This window comes from Alkalibacterium olivapovliticus (genome assembly GCF_003003275.1).
Taxonomy (GTDB): domain Bacteria; phylum Bacillota; class Bacilli; order Lactobacillales; family Carnobacteriaceae_A; genus Alkalibacterium; species Alkalibacterium olivapovliticum.
The window spans coordinates 78,209-97,004 of the sequence record NZ_PVTO01000006.1 but is presented as its reverse complement, the minus strand read 5'-3'; the positions used below and the strand labels follow the sequence as shown (position 1 = coordinate 97,004).

Here is an 18,796-nt window from a genome sequence, read left to right as displayed (position 1 = left end):
CGATTGAGAATCATTCTCAATTAAAGTATACTGTTAATCATCATACATAGTTAATTAGTACACAATCAAAGGAGATGACTCATCATGCAGATTCACTGGACTACGGTTATAGATATTATTCAAGAAGCACCCTACACATGGACGTATAAACTGGACAGTCCTGCCGATTTCACCTGGGAAGAAGGTGCTCATACTCACCTTGCGCTAGAAGGATTTAATAGTGGTGAAAAACCGAACAAAAGCTTAGTTCGACATATGTCGATTTCTACTCTTCCGGGTGAACGTGCCATTGGCATAACGACTCGTATAAAAGATGAGTGCTCTGAGTTTAAATCCGAACTGCGCAAGTTAACTGTTGGAGATTCAGTCGCTTTATTCAAAACACATTCAAACGTCACACTTAAAAGAGAAGACAAAGCGATTAACTTGTTATCATGCGGAGTGGGTATTGCAACTTTCAGACCTTTGGTTCTTGAGTACTTATCAAATGCTTCAGGGATTGACAGAATCCACTCATTATCGATCGATTCGTCAAAAAACTATCTGTTTTCAGATAGCTTTAAATCCTTACCTGAACATCAATTATCTGTTCAGCATGTCGACAACCGTCATACCTACTATAAGGAAGTTGAGCAGCTAACAAAGGACAAACATGCTTTATTCTATGTTGTTGGCGGAGACGAGTTTCTCAAAGAGAACATCAGCTTTCTGCGCAGACAAGGGATCACAGATGAGCAGATCACTCTTGATAAACATGAATCAAGAGCGGGCGTATTCTTTGTCTAAACTAGCCTTTTCTTTTTAAATAAATAAATAAACCAGCGGATTTATCTAAAAGAATAGATAAATTCGCTGGTTTTTTGTTGGTCGATTCTGTTATTACCACATTTGGATAAAGTGGGCCAGATTTTCAAGAGTAGCTGAGTCTACTGTGTAGATCCCCTCATATGGTTTCTCAATATAACTGAACCATCTTGATTCATAGAAATAGACTGTATCTGTTCTGCCTTCAGCAGTTTGAAAGACAAGTGTCCAGTATGGTTCATCTATCGGCTGGTCATGGTTACTTGAACGCAGCGTGTTTTTAGCCTTTGCTATGTCTTCCAGAAGTACTGAAATAATAGCCTCGTCCGAAATATCTACCGTTTCGCCATTCCCTTCGATGGTTACTATAATGACATCATTCGGATCTGGTATATTATCTATTCTAAATTGCTCAAGCACAAAAATGCCCCCAGCAATAAATAAGAGATATAGAAGTAACCGATAGTTTATCTTCATCTTACAGCTCCCTACTTTATATGATCTTGAGTCTACAATACAGTACTTGTCAGGTTAATAAAAATCTGGACTGCTGCTCTTTAGTAGTGAAAGAACAGCACCCAGAGAGTGATTGACTCACTTATTTTTGAAAGTATCGTTTGGCATTGTAGTAACAGACATTTTCGACTAATCGCTTAATCAGGAGATCATTGTCTGGAAATTTCCCTTGCTCCACCTGTTCTCCGACAAAGTTACAGAAGATACGCCGGAAATAATCGTGGCGCGGATAAGATACAAAACTGCGTGAATCGGTCAGCATTCCAACAAAGTGCATCAAAAGTCCGTGATCAGCTAAAGTTTCCATTTGTCTCAGCATACCTTGTTCAGTGTCATTGAACCACCAGCCGGCACCGAACTGAACTTTCCCTTTGATGCCCTCTTCATTCGACTGAAAGTTTGCTACAGTGCTCGCAACTATATGGTTGAGTTCAGGGTTCAAGTTATAGATGATTGTTTTCGGCAGTTTGCTTTTTACGTCCATCGCATTCAGCAGCTGGTTTAAATGCTCTGCAACTTTCGGCTGATCATATATGGAATCCACTCCAACATTTGCACCCGCTTGATTAAACAGTCGTTTATTAGCATCTCGAATTGCACCGAAGTGAATCTGCATGATCCACCCTCTATCATAATAAAAACTACCCAAGTCCACTAATAACCGGGTCATCCATTGCGCTTTCTCTTCTTCCGTAACTGTTTCTTCAGCTTTAAACTTTGCAAATATCCGCTCGATATCGTCATCAGTAGACTCCTGATAAATCAATTCAGTTATTCCATGGTCTGAAATTAAGGCACCATGTTGATCGAAATACGCCACTCTATTTTCTAAAATGGTTTTGAAAGAGTCGTAATTGTCCGCGGTTTTCCCTGTCAGCTTTTCCAGTCGTCTGATATCGTCAGGAGATAAATTATACAGTTCGTCCGGTCTGAAAGAAGGCGCCACCGTCACATCAAAACTGGAATCTTCAGCGATCTGTTTATGATACTCCAGCGAATCAAATGGTGTATCGGTCGTGCCGATGAATTCAACCTGTGACTGTTTGATCAGTGACTGAGCAGTCATCCCGTCATTCTTTAGCTGCTGATTGGCTTTATCATAAATGTCTTCCCAGTTCTCACTCGACAGCAGATCTTCTATTCCAAAATACTGTTTCAATTCCAGTTGTGTCCAATGGAATAAAGGGTTTCCTAAGGCTACTTCGGCTGTTTCTGCCCAGGCTTTGAATTTCTCCTTAGATGATCCATTACCTGTGATCAAGTCTTCAGAAACGCCATTTGCCCGCATCGCGCGCCATTTATAATGATCTCCTGCCAGCCACAATTCGGTGATATCCTCAAATATATAATCTTCAGCTATTTCTTTGGGATCCAGATGGCAGTGATAATCAATAATTGGCAAGTCTTTAGCTATGTTATGATATATCTGTTTAGCGGTTTCATTTTGAAGCATAAAGTCGTTATGAATAAATGACATGAGCGTCCTCCAGTAGTTTGTTTAGCTTTTATATTAACCTTATTTTAGAATGAATGGCCTAAGGTTACAAGTGATTTATCACCCATATATTAAAACCTCCACTTAATTGAACGCTAAGTTCAAACTGGGCATGAGCTTTTTGTGTACTAAAAAAAGTAGAGCCTTTGGGGAAAGCCTCTACTTATACGAGAAACAGTCTATTTTATTTACAGCTCAGATTCTTTTTCTAAACAAATGTGCTGCTTTTTCACACATTTTTGACGTCACTTTATCCTCTGTTTTGTTGGCAATCAGCAATCTTAGTGACGCATGCAGCTCAAGTAAAATAATAGTTGTCCATAATAGGGCTCTGGCCAGTTCTGTCGTTTGAGACAAGAAACTGATAAGGGCTAAAGAAACACATATGGGAACCATATAGGTCACTGAGTATGAGAATGGTTTCTGTAGGAGGTGTCTGTCAAACTTTAATAAAACTGAAAAAATGTACAACGGAAAAAAGAAAACATAGAAATGGGCGAACATCAGAGTAAAGGCCAGGACATACGATTCAAAATACTCCAACCCTATCTCATACACGTGAACTTCAAATATTCTGCACGTCACTAACAGCAGATTCATGACACCATAAAACCACAACTGGTCATTCACTTTTTGACCAGTGACGCATTCAATTTCATCCAGTCCCCATTTTATCAGCAGCAAGCCAACTAAATTAGTCATAAGATAGAACAGACTCATGTCCTGTAGTGAAACAGTATATTTTAGAAATAAAAAAACAATCCCCCATAATACCAGTGCCATAAAAATACTCCCTCAGTTTATCCGTTTCATCACGTCACCAATTGCGCCTACTGACTATGACCCGAACGGATCACTGCCATTCACTTCTAAGTTCAGCTTATATCAAACACGGCTTTCTAACTAGAAACAGCTTGTTTCCCCCTGACAAACACTGTTACGACAAGGGAATGTCGCCACTATGTAACATCTTCTACCCATCTTATTTTTAAACTGTATCATGAATAATATGACCATAATTAAACTTTTGTTCATCTTTCCTATCCAACTGTTTGTAATCATGATATAATTGCCTTAATTTATTAACAGATATTCACTAGCTTTGGGGAGAGATTTAAATATGGATATTGGGGATAAAATTATTTACCTGCGCACTAAAGAAAAGTTATCGCAGGCTAAACTGGCAGATATTATTTTTGTCAGTCGTCAGGCTATTTCCAGATGGGAAAATGGCCACACACATCCGGAACTGGAAACGGTCAAACTGCTGTCTAAAACATTTGGCTATCCATTAGAGTGGTTCTTAACTGAAGAATACGGAACAGACTATCTCGGTGATCAGATGCAAGACAACGTACCTGCTGTGAACAAACTTAAGGTACACATAGAAAACACGTCGGTAAAATCGAAAAGAAAGTATACTCTTCCAGCGAAAGACGCTGTATCTCACTTGAAGTTGAACAAATGGATGGCTGTCAATTATCTGCTGATTGCCCTCTTTCCTGGTTTCTTTTTTCCGAAACTGCTCATTCTGACTATTCCTGTCGCCCTTCTCGCGCTATATACAACCACTAATCGCCTGCTGATTGGAGTACTGCTGTCTTTAACGACCGTGCTGACACTGCTTGAACTCCTCTCACTTCTAACTTTATACTTTAACTGGTTTGTCCAAACCGATATTCAGGAAGTGGTCAATCTGATCCTGATTCCCATCTTATAAATTTGAAGACGACTCTATAAAAAAAGCATCAGTTCTCGATTCTAACATGAGAACTGATGCTTTACTTTATAATACTTTCGACAAGAAATCCTGCGTACGCGCATGTTTCGGAGCGGAAAAAATAGCATCTGGTGTCCCTTGTTCAACAATCAGACCATCATCCATAAACAATACTCGGTCTGCTACTTCACGGGCAAATCCCATCTCGTGTGTAACCACGACCATTGTCATACCTGATTGTGCCAAGTCTTTCATAACCTTCAGTACTTCTCCAACCATCTCAGGATCTAACGCTGATGTCGGTTCATCAAACAGCATGACGTCCGGATCCATCGCCAGTGCTCGGGCAATCGCCACACGCTGTTGCTGACCACCTGAGAGACTTGCAGGGTACGCATCCTCTTTGTCGCCTAATCCAACTTGTCTTAATAACTGAACTGCTTTCTGGTCAGCTTCATTTTGACTCGTCCCTTTGGATTTGATTGGTGCGATTGTCAAATTTTCTTTAGCTGTCTTATGAGGAAATAGATTGAACTGCTGGAACACCATCCCCATTTTCTGGCGCAGCTGGTTCAAGTCTTTTTCTTTCAAACCAGTCAGTGTTGTTCCTTCGAAAACAATTTCGCCTTCAGTCGGTTCTTCAAGTAAATTCAAGCAACGGAGAAAAGTTGATTTCCCCGATCCGGAAGGGCCGATGACGACGACCACTTCTCCCTGATTAAACTCCTCATTGATATCTTTCAGTACTTCGTTTTTTCCAAATGATTTTTTCAAGTGGTTCACTTTAATCATGATTCATTCTCCCTTCGTAGAAGTTCAAGAGTTTAGTTAGAGTATACGTCAATACAAAGTATATCAGCATTGTCACGAACAATGGTAGAATACCTTGGAATGAAATCGAACGAACCACTCTTGTCTGGAAAATCAGTTCGCCTACACCGATTACAGATACGATAGAAGACTCTTTGATGATGGTAATAAATTCATTACCCAATGCCGGCCAGATATTTTTCAGTGCCTGCGGGAATACGATATGACGCATTGTCTGTTTCTTGCTCATTCCCAAACTTCTTGCAGCTTCATCCTGGCCTTTATTAACAGAATTTATTCCACCCCTGATGATTTCTGCAATATAGGCTCCTGAGTTAAGCGATACAGCAATGATACCAGCTATCAGTGCCGGCAGGTTAAAGAACATACCTGAAGCAAAGTAGATAAACATGACTTGAATCAATAAAGGTGTACCACGAACAAATTCAACGTAAGCTGTGGCAGGGAATCTAACCAGCACTTGCTTGGATAAACGCATCAAGGCTAATAGCGATCCAATAATCAGTCCGAAAATCACGCCTAAAGCGGAGATAAGTAATGTGATCAATGTTCCATCCCAGAAGTATTCCCAATAACTGGCAACGAATCCATCGTCTCCTGCTTCTTGTGCCATATATTCTCCAGCAGTTGCCAGATAGTCATCAGTTAAATTTTGTTCTGCTATTTCAGCTAAACTTTCGTTAACGGCTTCAACTAATGAATCTTCGCCTTGTCTGAAGGCAATTGCAGACCCTTCATCATCGCCATCTAATTCAAAATCCCCAACAAATGTATGTAAGTCTGGATCATTCCCTGCATGAGCTTCAGCGTTAGGGCCCTGCATAACAATGGCTTCAATACGGTTTGTTTTCAATGCAAGCAGTAAGTCATTTAAGTCAGTCAGACTCATAACTTCTGCATCCGGAATTTGTTCAGCCAATGATTCCTGAAGCGATCCAGTCTGAACACCTACTGTCAGTCCGCTTAAGGATTCAATTGTAGGATACACTTCTTCATCTTCAGCTCGAACCATAACATTCTGGAAAGTCTGGAAATAAATGTCTGAGAAGTCTACACTTCTTCTACGTTCAGCAGTTGGTGTCATACCGGCTATAATGACGTCGACGTTTCTGGCTTCTAAAGCTGGCAGCAGACTGTCGAACCCGATATCCTCTATCTGCAGTTCCACTCCTAAATCATCCGCTATCTTTTGAGCGATCATCATGTCCATTCCGACAACCTGACGCTCACCATCTACTACGGCATAAAATTCAAACGGTGGAAAGTCTGCGCTTGTTCCAACGACGAGGACTCCTGCATCCTGTACTCGCTGTAAAGCTGATCCATCCTCAGCAGATGCTGAAGTCCCCGGGATCATAAACGTGCTCATTAATATAAGTAAGGCAATAATTCCTTTTATACTTTTCTTCATAAGTCCTGTCTCCTTTGTCTATGTCGGCTTGAAGAAAATAATACCATTATAAAATTATTTATGCAATATATTTTATTAATATTGCCTTATTTTGTTTAAAATAGCCATTATATGTATTTTTTATGTATATTAAAGATTGCGGTTTCATAAAAAAAAGAGCCACGGATGGCAACTTGCACACCTCATAACTCTTTTCACCGTATTAAATTAGTCGCTCTTATTTTTTCTTTATTATTTTTCCTTCGTTAAATTCTTCATCATACTCAATCTGATTTTCTCTGTCATAACGAACCCATCGTCCATGTTTCACATTTTCTTTGAAATGACCGACTTGCCACAGCTCCCCTGTCTTACGGTAAAAAATCCATTCCCCTTCCATCATGTCATTGATAAAAGGGCCTTTAGATTTAACTGTCCCATCTTCAAAATAATAAGTGAGGTAGCTGTCTTCTAATAAGTAAACCTTCTGTCCGTTAGCATATTCTTTCTTTTTTAGCATATATGTTGGGAAGTTCCGAGAACTTCCCTTCCCCCTTATCACTTAAGTGTCGTTTTTCATAAGAGCGCTAGTATTTGAGTCTTATCTGTCTTAGTTGATACCGCACTTGGTTCTGATCTCGCAGTATAGTTGGCGTATTTCACCGCTGATTACTGATTGTTGTTTCAGTCGGTACGTTAATTAGTTTACTTCCCTACTCATTCTTATTCTGGGTTTCAGTAGGCATTTTAACCAGTTTACTTCCCTACTCACTACTGATTGTTGCTTCAGTCGACACGTTAATTAGTTTACTTCCCTACTTATTCTTATTCTGGGTTTCAGTAGGCATTTTAACCAGTTTACTTCCCTACTCACTCTTATTTTCGGTTTCAGTCAGCTGGTTAAAGCTTTTACTTCACCGCTCACTCTTAATTCTAGTCTCAGTCAGCAGGTAAAGCTTCCACTCCACAGCTCATTCCTAATTTTCAGTTCATCTGATAGCTTATTCGCAATTCATCACTTATATTTTGTCTGAAAGTCGCTGATTGCATCATATTCCTGTTCGAAGATCCGGCTCAATCGACTGTATATTGGAATCAGCTCTTCGTATATGCTGACGGCTTCCACTTCCGGTTTATTTATCGTTTCTGTTTTGACCAAGTCTTCGATTGCAGACAGGCTTTTCAGTTCGCCTACCGCAAACCGGCCCAATACCGATGCACCTAGGCAGGCACTTTCGACTGTTTGAGGAATATGTACTTCCTGATTAAAAATATCAGCAAGCATCTGACGCCAGACTTCTGACTGCGCAAATCCGCCGGTCGCATGAATCTTTGCTGGCCGTCCAATAATGTCTTCCAGTGCCTTCATTACCATGTACAGATTCAAGTTGATTCCCTCGAGCACTGCTCTCATCATATGTTCCCGTTTGTGATGCAATGCCAACCCATAAAATGATCCTCTGGCATTGGCGTTCCATGAGGGTGCGCGTTCACCTGACAAATATGGGTGAAATAGCAAACCGTTTGATCCTGGTCGGATAGTCGCTGCTTTTTCAGTAATCAGGTCATATGCCTCTATTCCTGTCTCTTTAGACTCATCTATTTCCTTAACACACAGTTCATCTCTTAGCCATCTCAAAATCATCCCACCATTGTTCACAGGTCCTCCGATGACCCAATGCTGATCGGTCAATGCATAACAAAATATTCTCCCATCAGGATCCGTAACCGGTTCATCGACAACTGTCCGGATTGCTCCACTAGTCCCGATTGTAACCGCTACTGTTCCTTTATCAATAGCATTGACTCCCAGATTGGCGAGACACCCGTCGTTAGCACCTATAACTACGGGAATCTTCGGATCGATCCCCATCCTTTCAGCCAGCTGTTTATTTACACCTTTAAAGATTTCAGTCGTTGGCACGATCTCAGACAGCTTACCACTTGAAATGCCAGCCGTCTCCAAGGCTTCACTGTCCCAGTCTAAAGTAAACATGTTGAATAGCCCTGTTGCTGATGCTACCGAATAATCAATAACGTACCGGTCGAACAGACGATAAAAGACATATTCTTTTATCCCAACAAATTTATATGCCTGCTCAAAAACAGCTGACTCTTCTTCTCTCAGCCAGATCAGTTTGCTTAAAGGAGACATTGGATGGATAGGTGTGCCTGTTTTTTCGTAAATAGACTGCCCATTTGTGCTTTTTAAAGCTTTTGCATATGGTTCACTACGCTGATCAGCCCAGGTGATTGATGGCGTCAGTGGCTGACCTTCTTTATCTACAACTATAATGCTGTGCATAGCAGAGCTGAACGAAATGACACTTAATTCATTCTGCTCGAGGATCTGTTCTTCAGCAACCCGCTTGATTGCTGTAACAACCGCTTCAACTATTTCATCCGGGTCTTGTACCGCTACTTTCGGAACGGGTGTCAGCAGCGGATACTCAATAGTCGCCTGATGCACACTTTCGCCCGATTCGGTGAATAAAACCGCCTTTGTACTTGTCGTCCCTATATCTACTCCAATGGAATACTTACTCATTTCATCTTGATCCTTCCCGTGACTGTACTGGTGATCCGTTTACCTCTGTTGCCTACACTTCATTCTAGCGCTTTATCATACATAAGCCAAGAGGCTAGTTCATCCGTTCTTACGAATTCTCTACAGAGTGTCCACCGAACTGGTTTCTTAAAGACGCAACAACCTTTCCACTGAAAGTATCATTTTCCAGAGAGCGATTTCTCATCATGAGAGACAATGCTATGACAGGAGCAGCTGTTTCCAGTTCCATTGCCGTTTCCACTGTCCACTTGCCTTCGCCTGATGCCTGGACTACCCCTTTGATATCGTCCAGTCTTGGATCTTCAGAAAAAGCGGATTGCATCAATTCCATCAGCCACGAACGAATAACTGATCCGTTATTCCAGACTTTAGCTACCTTCTCATGATCATAATCGAAATGACTTTTCTCGAGTATATCGAATCCTTCGCCGATTGCCTGCATCATGCCATATTCTACTCCGTTGTGTACCATTTTAAGAAAATGGCCACTTCCAGCCAGTCCAGTATAAAGATAGCCATCTTCGACTGACACATCTCGAAATACAGTTTCTATTTCCTCTACTATGTCTTTTTCTCCACCGACCATAGTGCAGGCACCATGTCGTGCGCCTTCCATACCGCCACTGGTACCTATATCAATATAATGTATACCTTTAGTTTTCAGTTCAGCTGCGCGTCTGATGCTGTCTTTATAAAAAGCGTTCCCTCCATCCATCAGAATATCCTCCTCGTCCAACAGCGGTGTTAGTTCATTGATCAAATTCTGCGTAATGTCTCCTGCCGGTACCATCATCCAAATGACTTTTCTATCACCAGAAAAGGCTGCCACCAGGTTATCCAACGATTTTGCACCAATGGCCCCTGCTTTCTCAGCCGCTCTAATTGCCTGATCATCTATATCGTAGGCTATAACCTCGTGTTCATTTTCAATTAAATTTCTTACTAAATTAAGTCCCATTTTTCCTAGTCCACATAATGCTATTTTCATATTTTAGTCCTCCATAGAATTTTTTTCGACACCCTTAGTATAGAAAAGAATTTTATTTCTTTCAAGTCTTTTAAAGAAAATATTTTCTTTCTCCTCTTTTATCTTTATAATTAGTATGGGAACAAACTAATTAACTGAGGTGGGCATTATGACTCAATCATTAAAAACTAAAGATCTAAGAACACGCCTTTTAACTGTGACTCATTCGCTCAGTTCTAAAGAGTCTGAAGTTGCAAGGTACATAACTGATAATCCTGAAAAGATCATGCATGGTACCATCAGTCAAATCGGACACGACCTTGGTCTTGCCGATTCTACTATTTTCCGGTTCTGTAAAAAATTAGGCTACTCAGGATTCCAGGAACTTAAAATAGCAATGGCTCAGGAAATGAGCCACACCTTTAACGATGTCCACGAGAAGGTCGTTAAAAGTGACAGTGAATTAACAATCTTGGAAAAAGTATTTCAATCTAATATTAGAACCCTGAATGATACGCTGGAGGTCATCAACGAACAGAATTTCAAGGAAGCAGTGGATAAAATCGTCCATTCCAATCGTCTGGAATTCTTTGGGGTGGGAGGATCTATGATTATTGCCTTAGACGGGTATCATAAGTTTATCCGGACAGGTCTGAACGTCAACGCTCAAATGGACTCTCACCTGCAGCTGATGTCAGCTTCACAACTTAAAGAAGGAGATGTGGCTGTTCTGATTTCACATACTGGACAAACGAACGACCTTCTGGATATTTTAAACGTCGTTAAATCCAAAAAAGTATTCACGATTTCTCTGACAGGTTTTGCTCAATCAGCATTAAGCAGTCAGTCGGACATCGCTCTGCATACATTATCTGAGGAAACTGATTTTCGATCTGAAGCTTTAGCCTCTCGAATCGCTCAGCTTAGTCTGCTGGATGCTTTGTATGTCAACGCTATGCTGTTAATGGGTGAGAGAGGGAAAGACTCACTGGAATCCGTTAGACAGGTTATACAGAAGAAAAAAGATTAACATATCAAACTAGGAGGTTTTCCTTTGATCGACCTCAATAAATTAACATCAGGAAAACAATTGACAAATCTGGAGAAAGACATTTTAAGATACGTCGTTGAAAACATCTCAGATATACAGGATATGGGTGTCCGCGCAGTCGCCAAAGAAACATTTACCTCGCCTGCGTCAGTCATCAGATTGTCAAAAAAATTGGGATACAGTGGGTTTACAGATATGTATTATTCCCTGCTTCCTTTAGTCAAAAAATCAGAATACAGTGAAGGAACTTCAGAAAGCCTGCTGCTCAGTCAGGAGATTTCAAGCCTGTTTGTAAACTGTTCACAGGAAACGATGGACACCTTTATTCGAACCGTACTGATGAACAAAGAAAAATATATTTTCCTGTACGCTACCGGTTTTTCTAAAATCATCGCTGAATATATGTATAAAAAGCTCCTGACTCTTGGAAAGAAAGCCATGCTGGCGAGTGGTTCTGACTCTGTCGGTATATTTGAAAATAATCTGAACGATATTGCCGTTATGATTGTCGTCTCGAGATCCGGCGAAACGGAGCAGGTCTATGAAAAACTGAAAAAAGCGTCAGAAGCCGGTATTTTCACCATTTCAATCACTCAGGAATCAGAAAACAGAATAGCTAAATTGTCAGATTTAAATATCCAGATTCATGATTCGCATAAACTGGATGACCGTAATCTTCTGCCTAATCTCTTCTTCCCTGGCGTCCTGCTTTCTTTTGAACTGATCATCGAACGTTATCTTAATCAATAGTTTAATCAATAAATACCCGGAACGTGTTTCGCTTTTGAGAAACACGTTTCGTTTGCGTCCAATACCCTAACATTTTAAACGCTTCCACGCTATACTCAACGTATCACATTACTAATCTTTTTAGACGATGCTTCTAAAAAGTAAAACCATTGGAGGAAAGACAGCTATGAAAGACAAATTAATGAATGGCATGCAGCGGTTCGCCAAAGCCATGTTCATTCCCGTCCTTATTTTACCGATAGCCGGTATTCTGATTGCAATCGGTAATCTGTTTACCAACGCGCAATTGATTGAAACCGTTCCATTTTTAAATAACCCCATCACAATGGGATTCGGAACGATATTATCCGGTTCGCTTGTTTCAATATTAACCAATTTAGGCCTCATTTTCTGTGTGGGGATAGCCATGGGCCTTGCCGACAAGAAAAAAGCAGAAGCCGGTTTTACGTCATTATTAGGCTACTTAGTTTTTATTCATGCAATGAACAACTTTTTATCATTGAACGAACTATTAGTTGATCCTGCTGCTCTTCAAGGAACAGGACAAACCATGGTTCTTGGTGTTCAAGTTCTAGATATGGGTGTGTTTTTGGGTATTATTTTAGGTGTCATCACTGCATTTGTACACAATAAATATGCGGATATTGAATTTGATAATGCCTTTCAAATTTATGGTGGTTCACGATTCGTTTTCATTATTTTGATTCCAATCGTTGTCTTAGCAGCCATCCTTATGAGCTTTGTCTGGCCAATCGTCCAATCCGGTATCGACTCTACAGGGGTATTTATAAATCAGGCCGGCAACTTCGGATTATTCCTTTACGGGACTCTCGAAAGACTTTTAATTCCAACCGGTCTCCATCACCTTGTTTATACACCGTTCCTTTATACTTCTTTAGGTGGAGTAGCAGAAGTTGGCGGCGAGCTTTTTGAAGGAGCTCGAAATATCTACTTTGCTGAAATGGCTGAGCCTTCAATTAGCGTCCTGTCAGAAAGTGTTATCTGGGATGCACGCGGTATTTCTAAAATGTTCGGACTGATCGGAGCCTGTTTAGCGATGTATCACACTGCCAAGCCTGAACATAAGGCTAAAGCTAAGGCTATTCTGATCCCTGCTATCTTCACTTCATTTATTGCAGGTGTAACTGAACCGATTGAGTTTTCATTTATGTTTATTGCCCCATTATTGTTTGTTGTTCACTCAGTTTTAAGTGGATTGAGCATGGTCACACTGAATTTACTCGGTGTACGTGCTATTGGACCAAATGGGTTTATTGACTTTCTTCTATATAACATTCCACTCGGGATCGAACGAACACGCTGGCCTTTATACATCTTGGTCGGACTGATTTACTTTGGGTTGTATTATGTTATATTCCGCTTCCTCATTACAAAATTCAATTACAGAACGATTGGGCGAGAAGATTCGTCAAGCGAAACACGACTCTATTCTAAGAAAGATTATAAGGCAAAGAAAGCAGGTACTCTTGTTGATGGTGTCATCGAAAACGAAACAGACAAAGCTCAGGACGGCATGGCAGGCACGATTGTTCAGGCACTGGGTGGAGATGACAATATCAAAACAATCACTAACTGTTACACACGTCTGCGTTTAACTGTAGATGATCCTCAAGTTGTAGATGAGGCTGTTCTCAGAGACCAGACAGGTGCCAGCGGCGTTATCATCAAAGATAAAAATGTTCAGGTCGTGTACGGTCTGCAGGTCAATAAAGTCAGGCGATCAGTAGAAGAATTTTTAGGCAGACCATCCGAAGACTAAGAAAAAGATTAACTAAATTAAAAGGGGCAGATTTAAATGATTAAAGATTTTTCAGTAGTAATTGCAGGTGGCGGAAGTACGTTTACTCCAGGGATTGTTATGATGATGCTTGAGAACAGCGACCGTTTCCCGATGAGAGAACTAAAATTATATGATAATGACGGTGACAGACAGGCTGTTTTAGGAGAAGCTCTGGAAATATTATTAAAAGAGCAGGCACCTGATTTGAAATTCAGCTATACGACTGACCCAGAAGAAGCCTTCACAGATGTAGACTTTGTCATGGCACACATTCGAGTCGGAAAATACGAAATGCGTGAACAGGATGAAAAAATTCCATTGAAATACGGAGTAGTTGGTCAGGAAACATGCGGTCCCGGCGGTATTGCGTACGGGATGAGAAGTATTACAGGCATGCTTGAAATAATCGATCACATGGAGACTTATTCGCCTGATGCCTGGATGCTCAATTACTCAAATCCGGCTGCGATCGTGGCAGAAGCTTGCCGCGTTATGCGTCCTGATTCTAAAGTACTGAACATTTGTGACATGCCCGTTGGAACCCTTAGAAGAATGTCACAAATCATTGATAAAAAACCGGATGAGCTGGAAGTCAGCTACTTTGGACTGAACCACTTCGGCTGGTGGACGAGTGTTAAAGATAAAGAGTCCGGTCACGAATACCTGGATGAAATCAAAGAATACGTCGCTGAAAATGGGTATTTAACGCAAGTGGAAGTCGATACTCAGCATATGGACGAAAGCTGGCAGGCGACACATAAAAAAGCGAAAGATTTACTGGCAATCGAACCACGCTTTTTACCAAATACGTACCTGAAATATTATTTCTATCCTGATTATGAAGTCGGAACGTCAAATGCCGCATTCACCCGCGCTAATGAAGTCATGGCCGGCCGTGAAAAAGACGTCTTTACGGCTGCACGAAACATTATTGAAAAAGGAACAGCTGTAGACGGCGGTTTCCACATCGACAGTCACGCTTCATTTATTGTAGATCTTGCGCGCGCTATAGCGTTGAATGCTAAAGAACGCATGCTTCTGATTGTTGAGAACAATGGGGCAATCGCTAACTTTGACGATGATGCAATGGTTGAAGTGCCTTGTATCGTAGGCAGCGGCGGACCAGAACCGTTAGCTCAAGGTAAAATTCCTGAATTCGAAAGAGCACTGATGCTTCAGCAGGTCACTGTTGAGAAGTTAGTCGTTCAAGCCTATATCGAAGGTAGTTATCAAAAATTATGGCAGGCACTGAGCTTATCTAAAATCGTTCCAAGTGCAGGCGTAGCCAAAGAGTTGCTCGATGATCTGATCGAAGTCAACAAAGGCTACTGGCCTGAATTAAAATAATCAGCTAACTGATCATCAGTCCTTTAACTTGATCAACTGAATACAAAAGCCCTTACTGCTCAGAGAGTAGTAAGGGCTTTTGTCAGTTCATTAATGACTCATTTCACCTGCTAGCCTGCGTTTTTTTACTCATCTTCAAGAAGGGCCAGAAATTCTCTTGTACGGTCCTCTTTTGGATTCGCCAGCACCTGGTCGGCAGGTCCTTCTTCGACTATATAACCATCATCCATGAAGAATGCTTTATCAGCGATTCGACGGGCAAAATGCATTTCATGTGTCACAATCACCATCGTCTGTCCATCTTTAGCCAGACTTTCAATGACTTTAAGTACTTCTCTGACCAGTTGAGGGTCCAGAGCAGATGTCGGTTCATCAAACAGCATTACTTCCGGGTGCATCATCAAGGCACGGGCAATCGCTGCTCTCTGCTGCTGTCCGCCGGATAACGCATCAGGGTATTTATCCTGGTGTTCTGATAAGCCTACTTTTTCAAGAAGCACTTCTGCTTCTTTCATAATGACGTCCTTTTCCTGCTGTTTAGCAGTTAACGGGGCCTGAGTAATGTTTTCAAGCAACGTCATGTGAGGAAACAGGTGAAAGCCCTGAAAGACCATACCTGAATACTTTCGGATATCTTTGATATCTTTTTTGCTGATTGGTTTCTCACCGAATGATACTTCTTTATCGCCAATTTTAATTCTGCCTTCATCAGGCGTTTCAAGCAGATTCAGACAGCGAAGAAGTGTTGTTTTCCCGGATCCCGAAGCACCCACCAGACAAACCACTTCCCCTTTGTTGACTTGAAGGTCGATCGACTTTAAAACCGGTGTATCGTCAAAACTCTTTTTAAGACGCTCAATGGTTATCATGTGTGCCCCTCCTTAATTAGATAGGTAACGGTTGTATCTGACTTCCAGACGTTCCTGGAAAAAGCCGATGACGATACAGACCATCCAGTAAATCAAAGCTGCTGAAATATACATCGTCATGCTGTCGTAAGTTCTTCCAGCTACCAGTCGTGAACTGTAAAGCAGTTCCTGAACAGTAATGACGGAAGCTAATGAAGTCCCTTTAACCACATCCATAAAAATATTGAAGGTTGGGGGAAGGGCAATACGAGTAGCTTGTGGAATAATTATTTTTCTCAAGGTCTGGAAATAATCCATCTGTAAAGTTGCCGCTGCTTCCCACTGCCCTTTTGGGACAGACAAGATAGCTGAGCGGACGACTTCTGCATTATACCCTGCAAAGTTTAAACTGACCCCCACAATAGCAGCGACCAGGGCGTTATTGAACTCAATACCGATGACCGGCAATCCGTAAAACAATATGAACACGAATACCAGCAAAGGTGTCCCCCGCATAAACGAAATATACAAACGTGCCGGCAGGTGAAACACAGCGTACTTCGACATCCGTGCAATGCCTATCACAATACCCAGCAGCAAGGCAATAACCATACTGAACAGGGCGATGATCATTGTATTCTGTAGTCCCTGAAGCAGAAACGGCAATGAGTCTATCGCCAGTTCCAGGTCAAACAGGTATTCCCAGCGAATATTTCTGAATGTATCAAACATCGTCTTATCCTCTCACTTTTTATTTTAGATTCAAAAAATAAACATACAAGAAGAGCGTACTTCTTGTATGTTTATACAGCTGATTATTCTCCGTCTAAACTGACAACTTCTGATTCATCAACAGGTTCAGTCACATCTGCTCCAAGGAATTCCATAGACAGGTCAGAAACGACTCCTTCATCCAATAACTCCTGAAGTGTTTCGCTTAACTGGTCTCTTAATGTTTCATTTCCTTGTAAGACAGCCATGCCACTTTCAGTTGAATGGAACTTAACGTCTTCAGCAATTGCCAGATTATCATCGTCGAATTCATTTAGTGTATTTAACAGTACCAGGTAATCATTCAAGTAGGCATCCTGGTTGCCGTTCATAACATCTCTTAAAATAGCTTCAACGCCACCATCATAAGCCGTCCCGTTTGCACCGATGTTATCAGCGAAAATCGCATAGTTACTTGTTAGTGAACCGACAGCTACATCAACACCTTCTAAATCATACGCTGATTCAAATGTATCCTGATCTTCAGCTCGGACAATGATCGATCCATAAGAGAATTTGTGCGGATCAACGAAGTCAAAGATTTCCAGACGTTCTTCTGTGATCGCAAAGTCATGTGCTGCCACGTCGATTTGTCCATTTCTCAGTGCCGGAAGAATGCCGTCAAAGTCCATTGTTTCAAATTCAACTTCAAGATCTAAACGCTCGCCGATTTCTCTGACTAATTCAACTTCAAATCCCGTCAGTTCATTGTTTTCATCAAAGAATGTAATCGGCGCATATGTTCCGGATGTTCCGACAGTCAGAACGCCTTCTTCTTCAATATCAGCCCATGATGTTTCTTCGGCTGCCGTTTCTTCAACAGTATCTTCTCCAGCATCTTCGTTCGGTTCAACATCAGAAGCTGTGTCAGTTCCACAAGCGACTAATAATCCTCCAAGAGATAATAAACTAGTTAAAAATAATTTTTTCTTCATAATTATAAGCTCCTCTTTTTCATATCATCCCATATTTAACACATTTTTAACGTACAAAAGCACTGGATACTAAATAAGTCCAGTGCTAAATATAGCATGATTTTTGCTTAATGTCACGTATTTTCTCTAACTTTTAGTAAGTTTTTCGTTTATCATTGCCTCTACACCAAAATGATCACTGATGACCGGCTGAGCTTTCCCATCGAATACGACACGGTAACGATTAACTTGAATCCCATTCCCCACAAACACATAATCGATGCGCTTATGATCCTGATGCCCTTCCCAACCATCTATTGCACGTTCTACAGTTGCTTCGCCAATGCTTGTCCCCGCTGCTTTGAAGGAATCCTTTATAAATGGAGCAGTGCGTTCGATCAGAGCATACCCTTCATTATCCGTTTGAGGTTCATTGTTGAAATCACCCATGACAATCAGCCGTTCTCTTTCATCCGGCTGAATAACCGCAAGCGTCTGTTCCCACTCATGCTGGAACAATTTCTCTTCCTGATCATTTTTCCACCATGAATAGTGTGCCGACATTACTGTCCAGCGCTTTCCACTTCGCTCGATCTTCGCTTTCAGGACTTTACGAGTGTAATGACTGGCATAGTCATCTGCTCGTGATATCAGGTGACTTTCAGCCTTAAAAGGCTCCCTGGACAAGACAGCAACCCCTTCATCATACACATCATACCCTATATGATTAGCTGCCCAGCTCCAGTAGTAAGACAATCCTTTCTCTTTGAGTTTTTCAACTAAAAGATACGCAAAATTGTCTTCCTTAATCGGCACTATTAACTGGTCTTCACGAGGACTGATGAAGGTTTCATCTTTGATGACGTCGCCATCCATGGACTGATTGACTTCCTGCAAAGCAATAATGTCATACGCTTCCGCTGCCAGGCTTTCCACCAGACTCTCAAGCTTTCCGTAGGGATCCTCTTCCATCCATGAATGTGTGTTTAACGTTAAAACCTTCATCTGCTTTCTCCTTTAAC

General features: G+C 41.2%; 18 protein-coding genes. 6 read left to right on the top strand and 12 right to left on the bottom strand.

Annotation, left to right across the window (positions count from 1 at the left end):
- Nucleotides 1–84 precede the first annotated feature (84 nt).
- Entirely contained in the window at nucleotides 85–786 is a 702-nt protein-coding gene (locus tag CLV38_RS04540; RefSeq protein ID WP_106192121.1) for a dihydropteridine reductase, read from the top strand.
- 93 nt (nucleotides 787–879) lie between these two features.
- Here the strand turns inward: CLV38_RS04540 and CLV38_RS04535 are convergent, their stop codons facing one another.
- From CLV38_RS04535 to CLV38_RS04525, 3 genes are all read right to left on the bottom strand, one after another.
- A complete protein-coding gene (locus CLV38_RS04535) occupies nucleotides 880–1,281 on the bottom strand; it encodes a DUF5301 domain-containing protein (RefSeq protein WP_106192119.1) in 402 nt (133 codons plus the stop codon).
- Nucleotides 1,282–1,402: 121 nt separating this feature from the next.
- A complete protein-coding gene (uxaC, locus tag CLV38_RS04530; protein ID WP_106192116.1) occupies nucleotides 1,403–2,797 on the bottom strand; it encodes a glucuronate isomerase in 1,395 nt (464 codons plus the stop codon).
- Nucleotides 2,798–3,010: 213 nt separating this feature from the next.
- Nucleotides 3,011–3,598 carry a hypothetical protein gene (locus CLV38_RS04525; protein ID WP_106192113.1) on the bottom strand — a complete coding sequence of 196 codons (588 nt, stop codon included), beginning with the start codon at nucleotides 3,596–3,598 and terminating at the stop codon, nucleotides 3,011–3,013.
- A 337-nt stretch (nucleotides 3,599–3,935) separates the two neighbouring features.
- Between CLV38_RS04525 and CLV38_RS04520 the strand changes: the two genes are divergently transcribed.
- Entirely contained in the window at nucleotides 3,936–4,535 is a 600-nt protein-coding gene (locus CLV38_RS04520; RefSeq protein WP_106192111.1) for a helix-turn-helix transcriptional regulator, read from the top strand.
- Between the two features lie 66 nt (nucleotides 4,536–4,601).
- On the opposite strand, the gene CLV38_RS04515 is transcribed toward CLV38_RS04520, so the two are convergent.
- From CLV38_RS04515 to gnd, 5 genes are all read right to left on the bottom strand, one after another.
- Entirely contained in the window at nucleotides 4,602–5,327 is a 726-nt protein-coding gene (locus CLV38_RS04515; RefSeq protein ID WP_106192108.1) for an amino acid ABC transporter ATP-binding protein, read from the bottom strand.
- Entirely contained in the window at nucleotides 5,320–6,777 is a 1,458-nt protein-coding gene (locus tag CLV38_RS04510) for an ABC transporter substrate-binding protein/permease (RefSeq protein WP_106192106.1), read from the bottom strand. Before CLV38_RS04510 ends, CLV38_RS04515 begins: the two co-directional genes overlap by 8 nt.
- 217 nt (nucleotides 6,778–6,994) lie before the next feature.
- On the bottom strand, nucleotides 6,995–7,276 hold the full coding sequence (locus CLV38_RS13700; RefSeq protein ID WP_106192103.1) for a toxin-antitoxin system YwqK family antitoxin: 282 nt from the start codon (nucleotides 7,274–7,276) through the stop codon (nucleotides 6,995–6,997).
- A 495-nt stretch (nucleotides 7,277–7,771) separates the two neighbouring features.
- The gene (gene gntK / locus CLV38_RS04500) at nucleotides 7,772–9,304 is read right to left on the bottom strand and encodes a gluconokinase (RefSeq protein ID WP_106192100.1); all 1,533 of its coding nucleotides are present in this window, start codon (nucleotides 9,302–9,304) and stop codon (nucleotides 7,772–7,774) included.
- A gap of 109 nt (nucleotides 9,305–9,413) precedes the next feature.
- Entirely contained in the window at nucleotides 9,414–10,313 is a 900-nt protein-coding gene (gene gnd, locus CLV38_RS04495) for a phosphogluconate dehydrogenase (NAD(+)-dependent, decarboxylating) (protein WP_106192098.1), read from the bottom strand.
- A 148-nt stretch (nucleotides 10,314–10,461) separates the two neighbouring features.
- Between gnd and CLV38_RS04490 the strand changes: the two genes are divergently transcribed.
- From CLV38_RS04490 to CLV38_RS04475, 4 genes are all read left to right on the top strand, one after another.
- A complete protein-coding gene (locus CLV38_RS04490; RefSeq protein WP_106192095.1) occupies nucleotides 10,462–11,322 on the top strand; it encodes a MurR/RpiR family transcriptional regulator in 861 nt (286 codons plus the stop codon).
- Nucleotides 11,323–11,346: 24 nt separating this feature from the next.
- Entirely contained in the window at nucleotides 11,347–12,093 is a 747-nt protein-coding gene (locus CLV38_RS04485) for a MurR/RpiR family transcriptional regulator (protein WP_106192093.1), read from the top strand.
- Nucleotides 12,094–12,259: 166 nt separating this feature from the next.
- Nucleotides 12,260–13,873, top strand: coding sequence for a PTS transporter subunit EIIC (locus tag CLV38_RS04480; protein ID WP_106192090.1), 1,614 nt, complete (start codon nucleotides 12,260–12,262; stop codon nucleotides 13,871–13,873).
- Nucleotides 13,874–13,909: 36 nt separating this feature from the next.
- Nucleotides 13,910–15,241, top strand: coding sequence for a 6-phospho-alpha-glucosidase (locus CLV38_RS04475; RefSeq protein ID WP_106192088.1), 1,332 nt, complete (start codon nucleotides 13,910–13,912; stop codon nucleotides 15,239–15,241).
- 125 nt (nucleotides 15,242–15,366) lie between these two features.
- Here CLV38_RS04475 and CLV38_RS04470 read toward each other — a convergent pair whose 3' ends face one another.
- The 4 genes from CLV38_RS04470 to CLV38_RS04455 form a co-directional block, all read right to left on the bottom strand.
- Entirely contained in the window at nucleotides 15,367–16,110 is a 744-nt protein-coding gene (locus CLV38_RS04470; protein ID WP_106192086.1) for an amino acid ABC transporter ATP-binding protein, read from the bottom strand.
- 12 nt (nucleotides 16,111–16,122) lie between these two features.
- On the bottom strand, nucleotides 16,123–16,821 hold the full coding sequence (locus CLV38_RS04465; RefSeq protein WP_106192084.1) for an amino acid ABC transporter permease: 699 nt from the start codon (nucleotides 16,819–16,821) through the stop codon (nucleotides 16,123–16,125).
- 83 nt (nucleotides 16,822–16,904) lie between these two features.
- Nucleotides 16,905–17,795, bottom strand: a complete 891-nt coding sequence (locus CLV38_RS04460; protein ID WP_106192082.1) for a transporter substrate-binding domain-containing protein — start codon at nucleotides 17,793–17,795, stop codon at nucleotides 16,905–16,907.
- A 126-nt stretch (nucleotides 17,796–17,921) separates the two neighbouring features.
- Entirely contained in the window at nucleotides 17,922–18,779 is an 858-nt protein-coding gene (locus CLV38_RS04455) for an endonuclease/exonuclease/phosphatase family protein (protein ID WP_106192079.1), read from the bottom strand.
- Nucleotides 18,780–18,796: the final 17 nt, after the last annotated feature.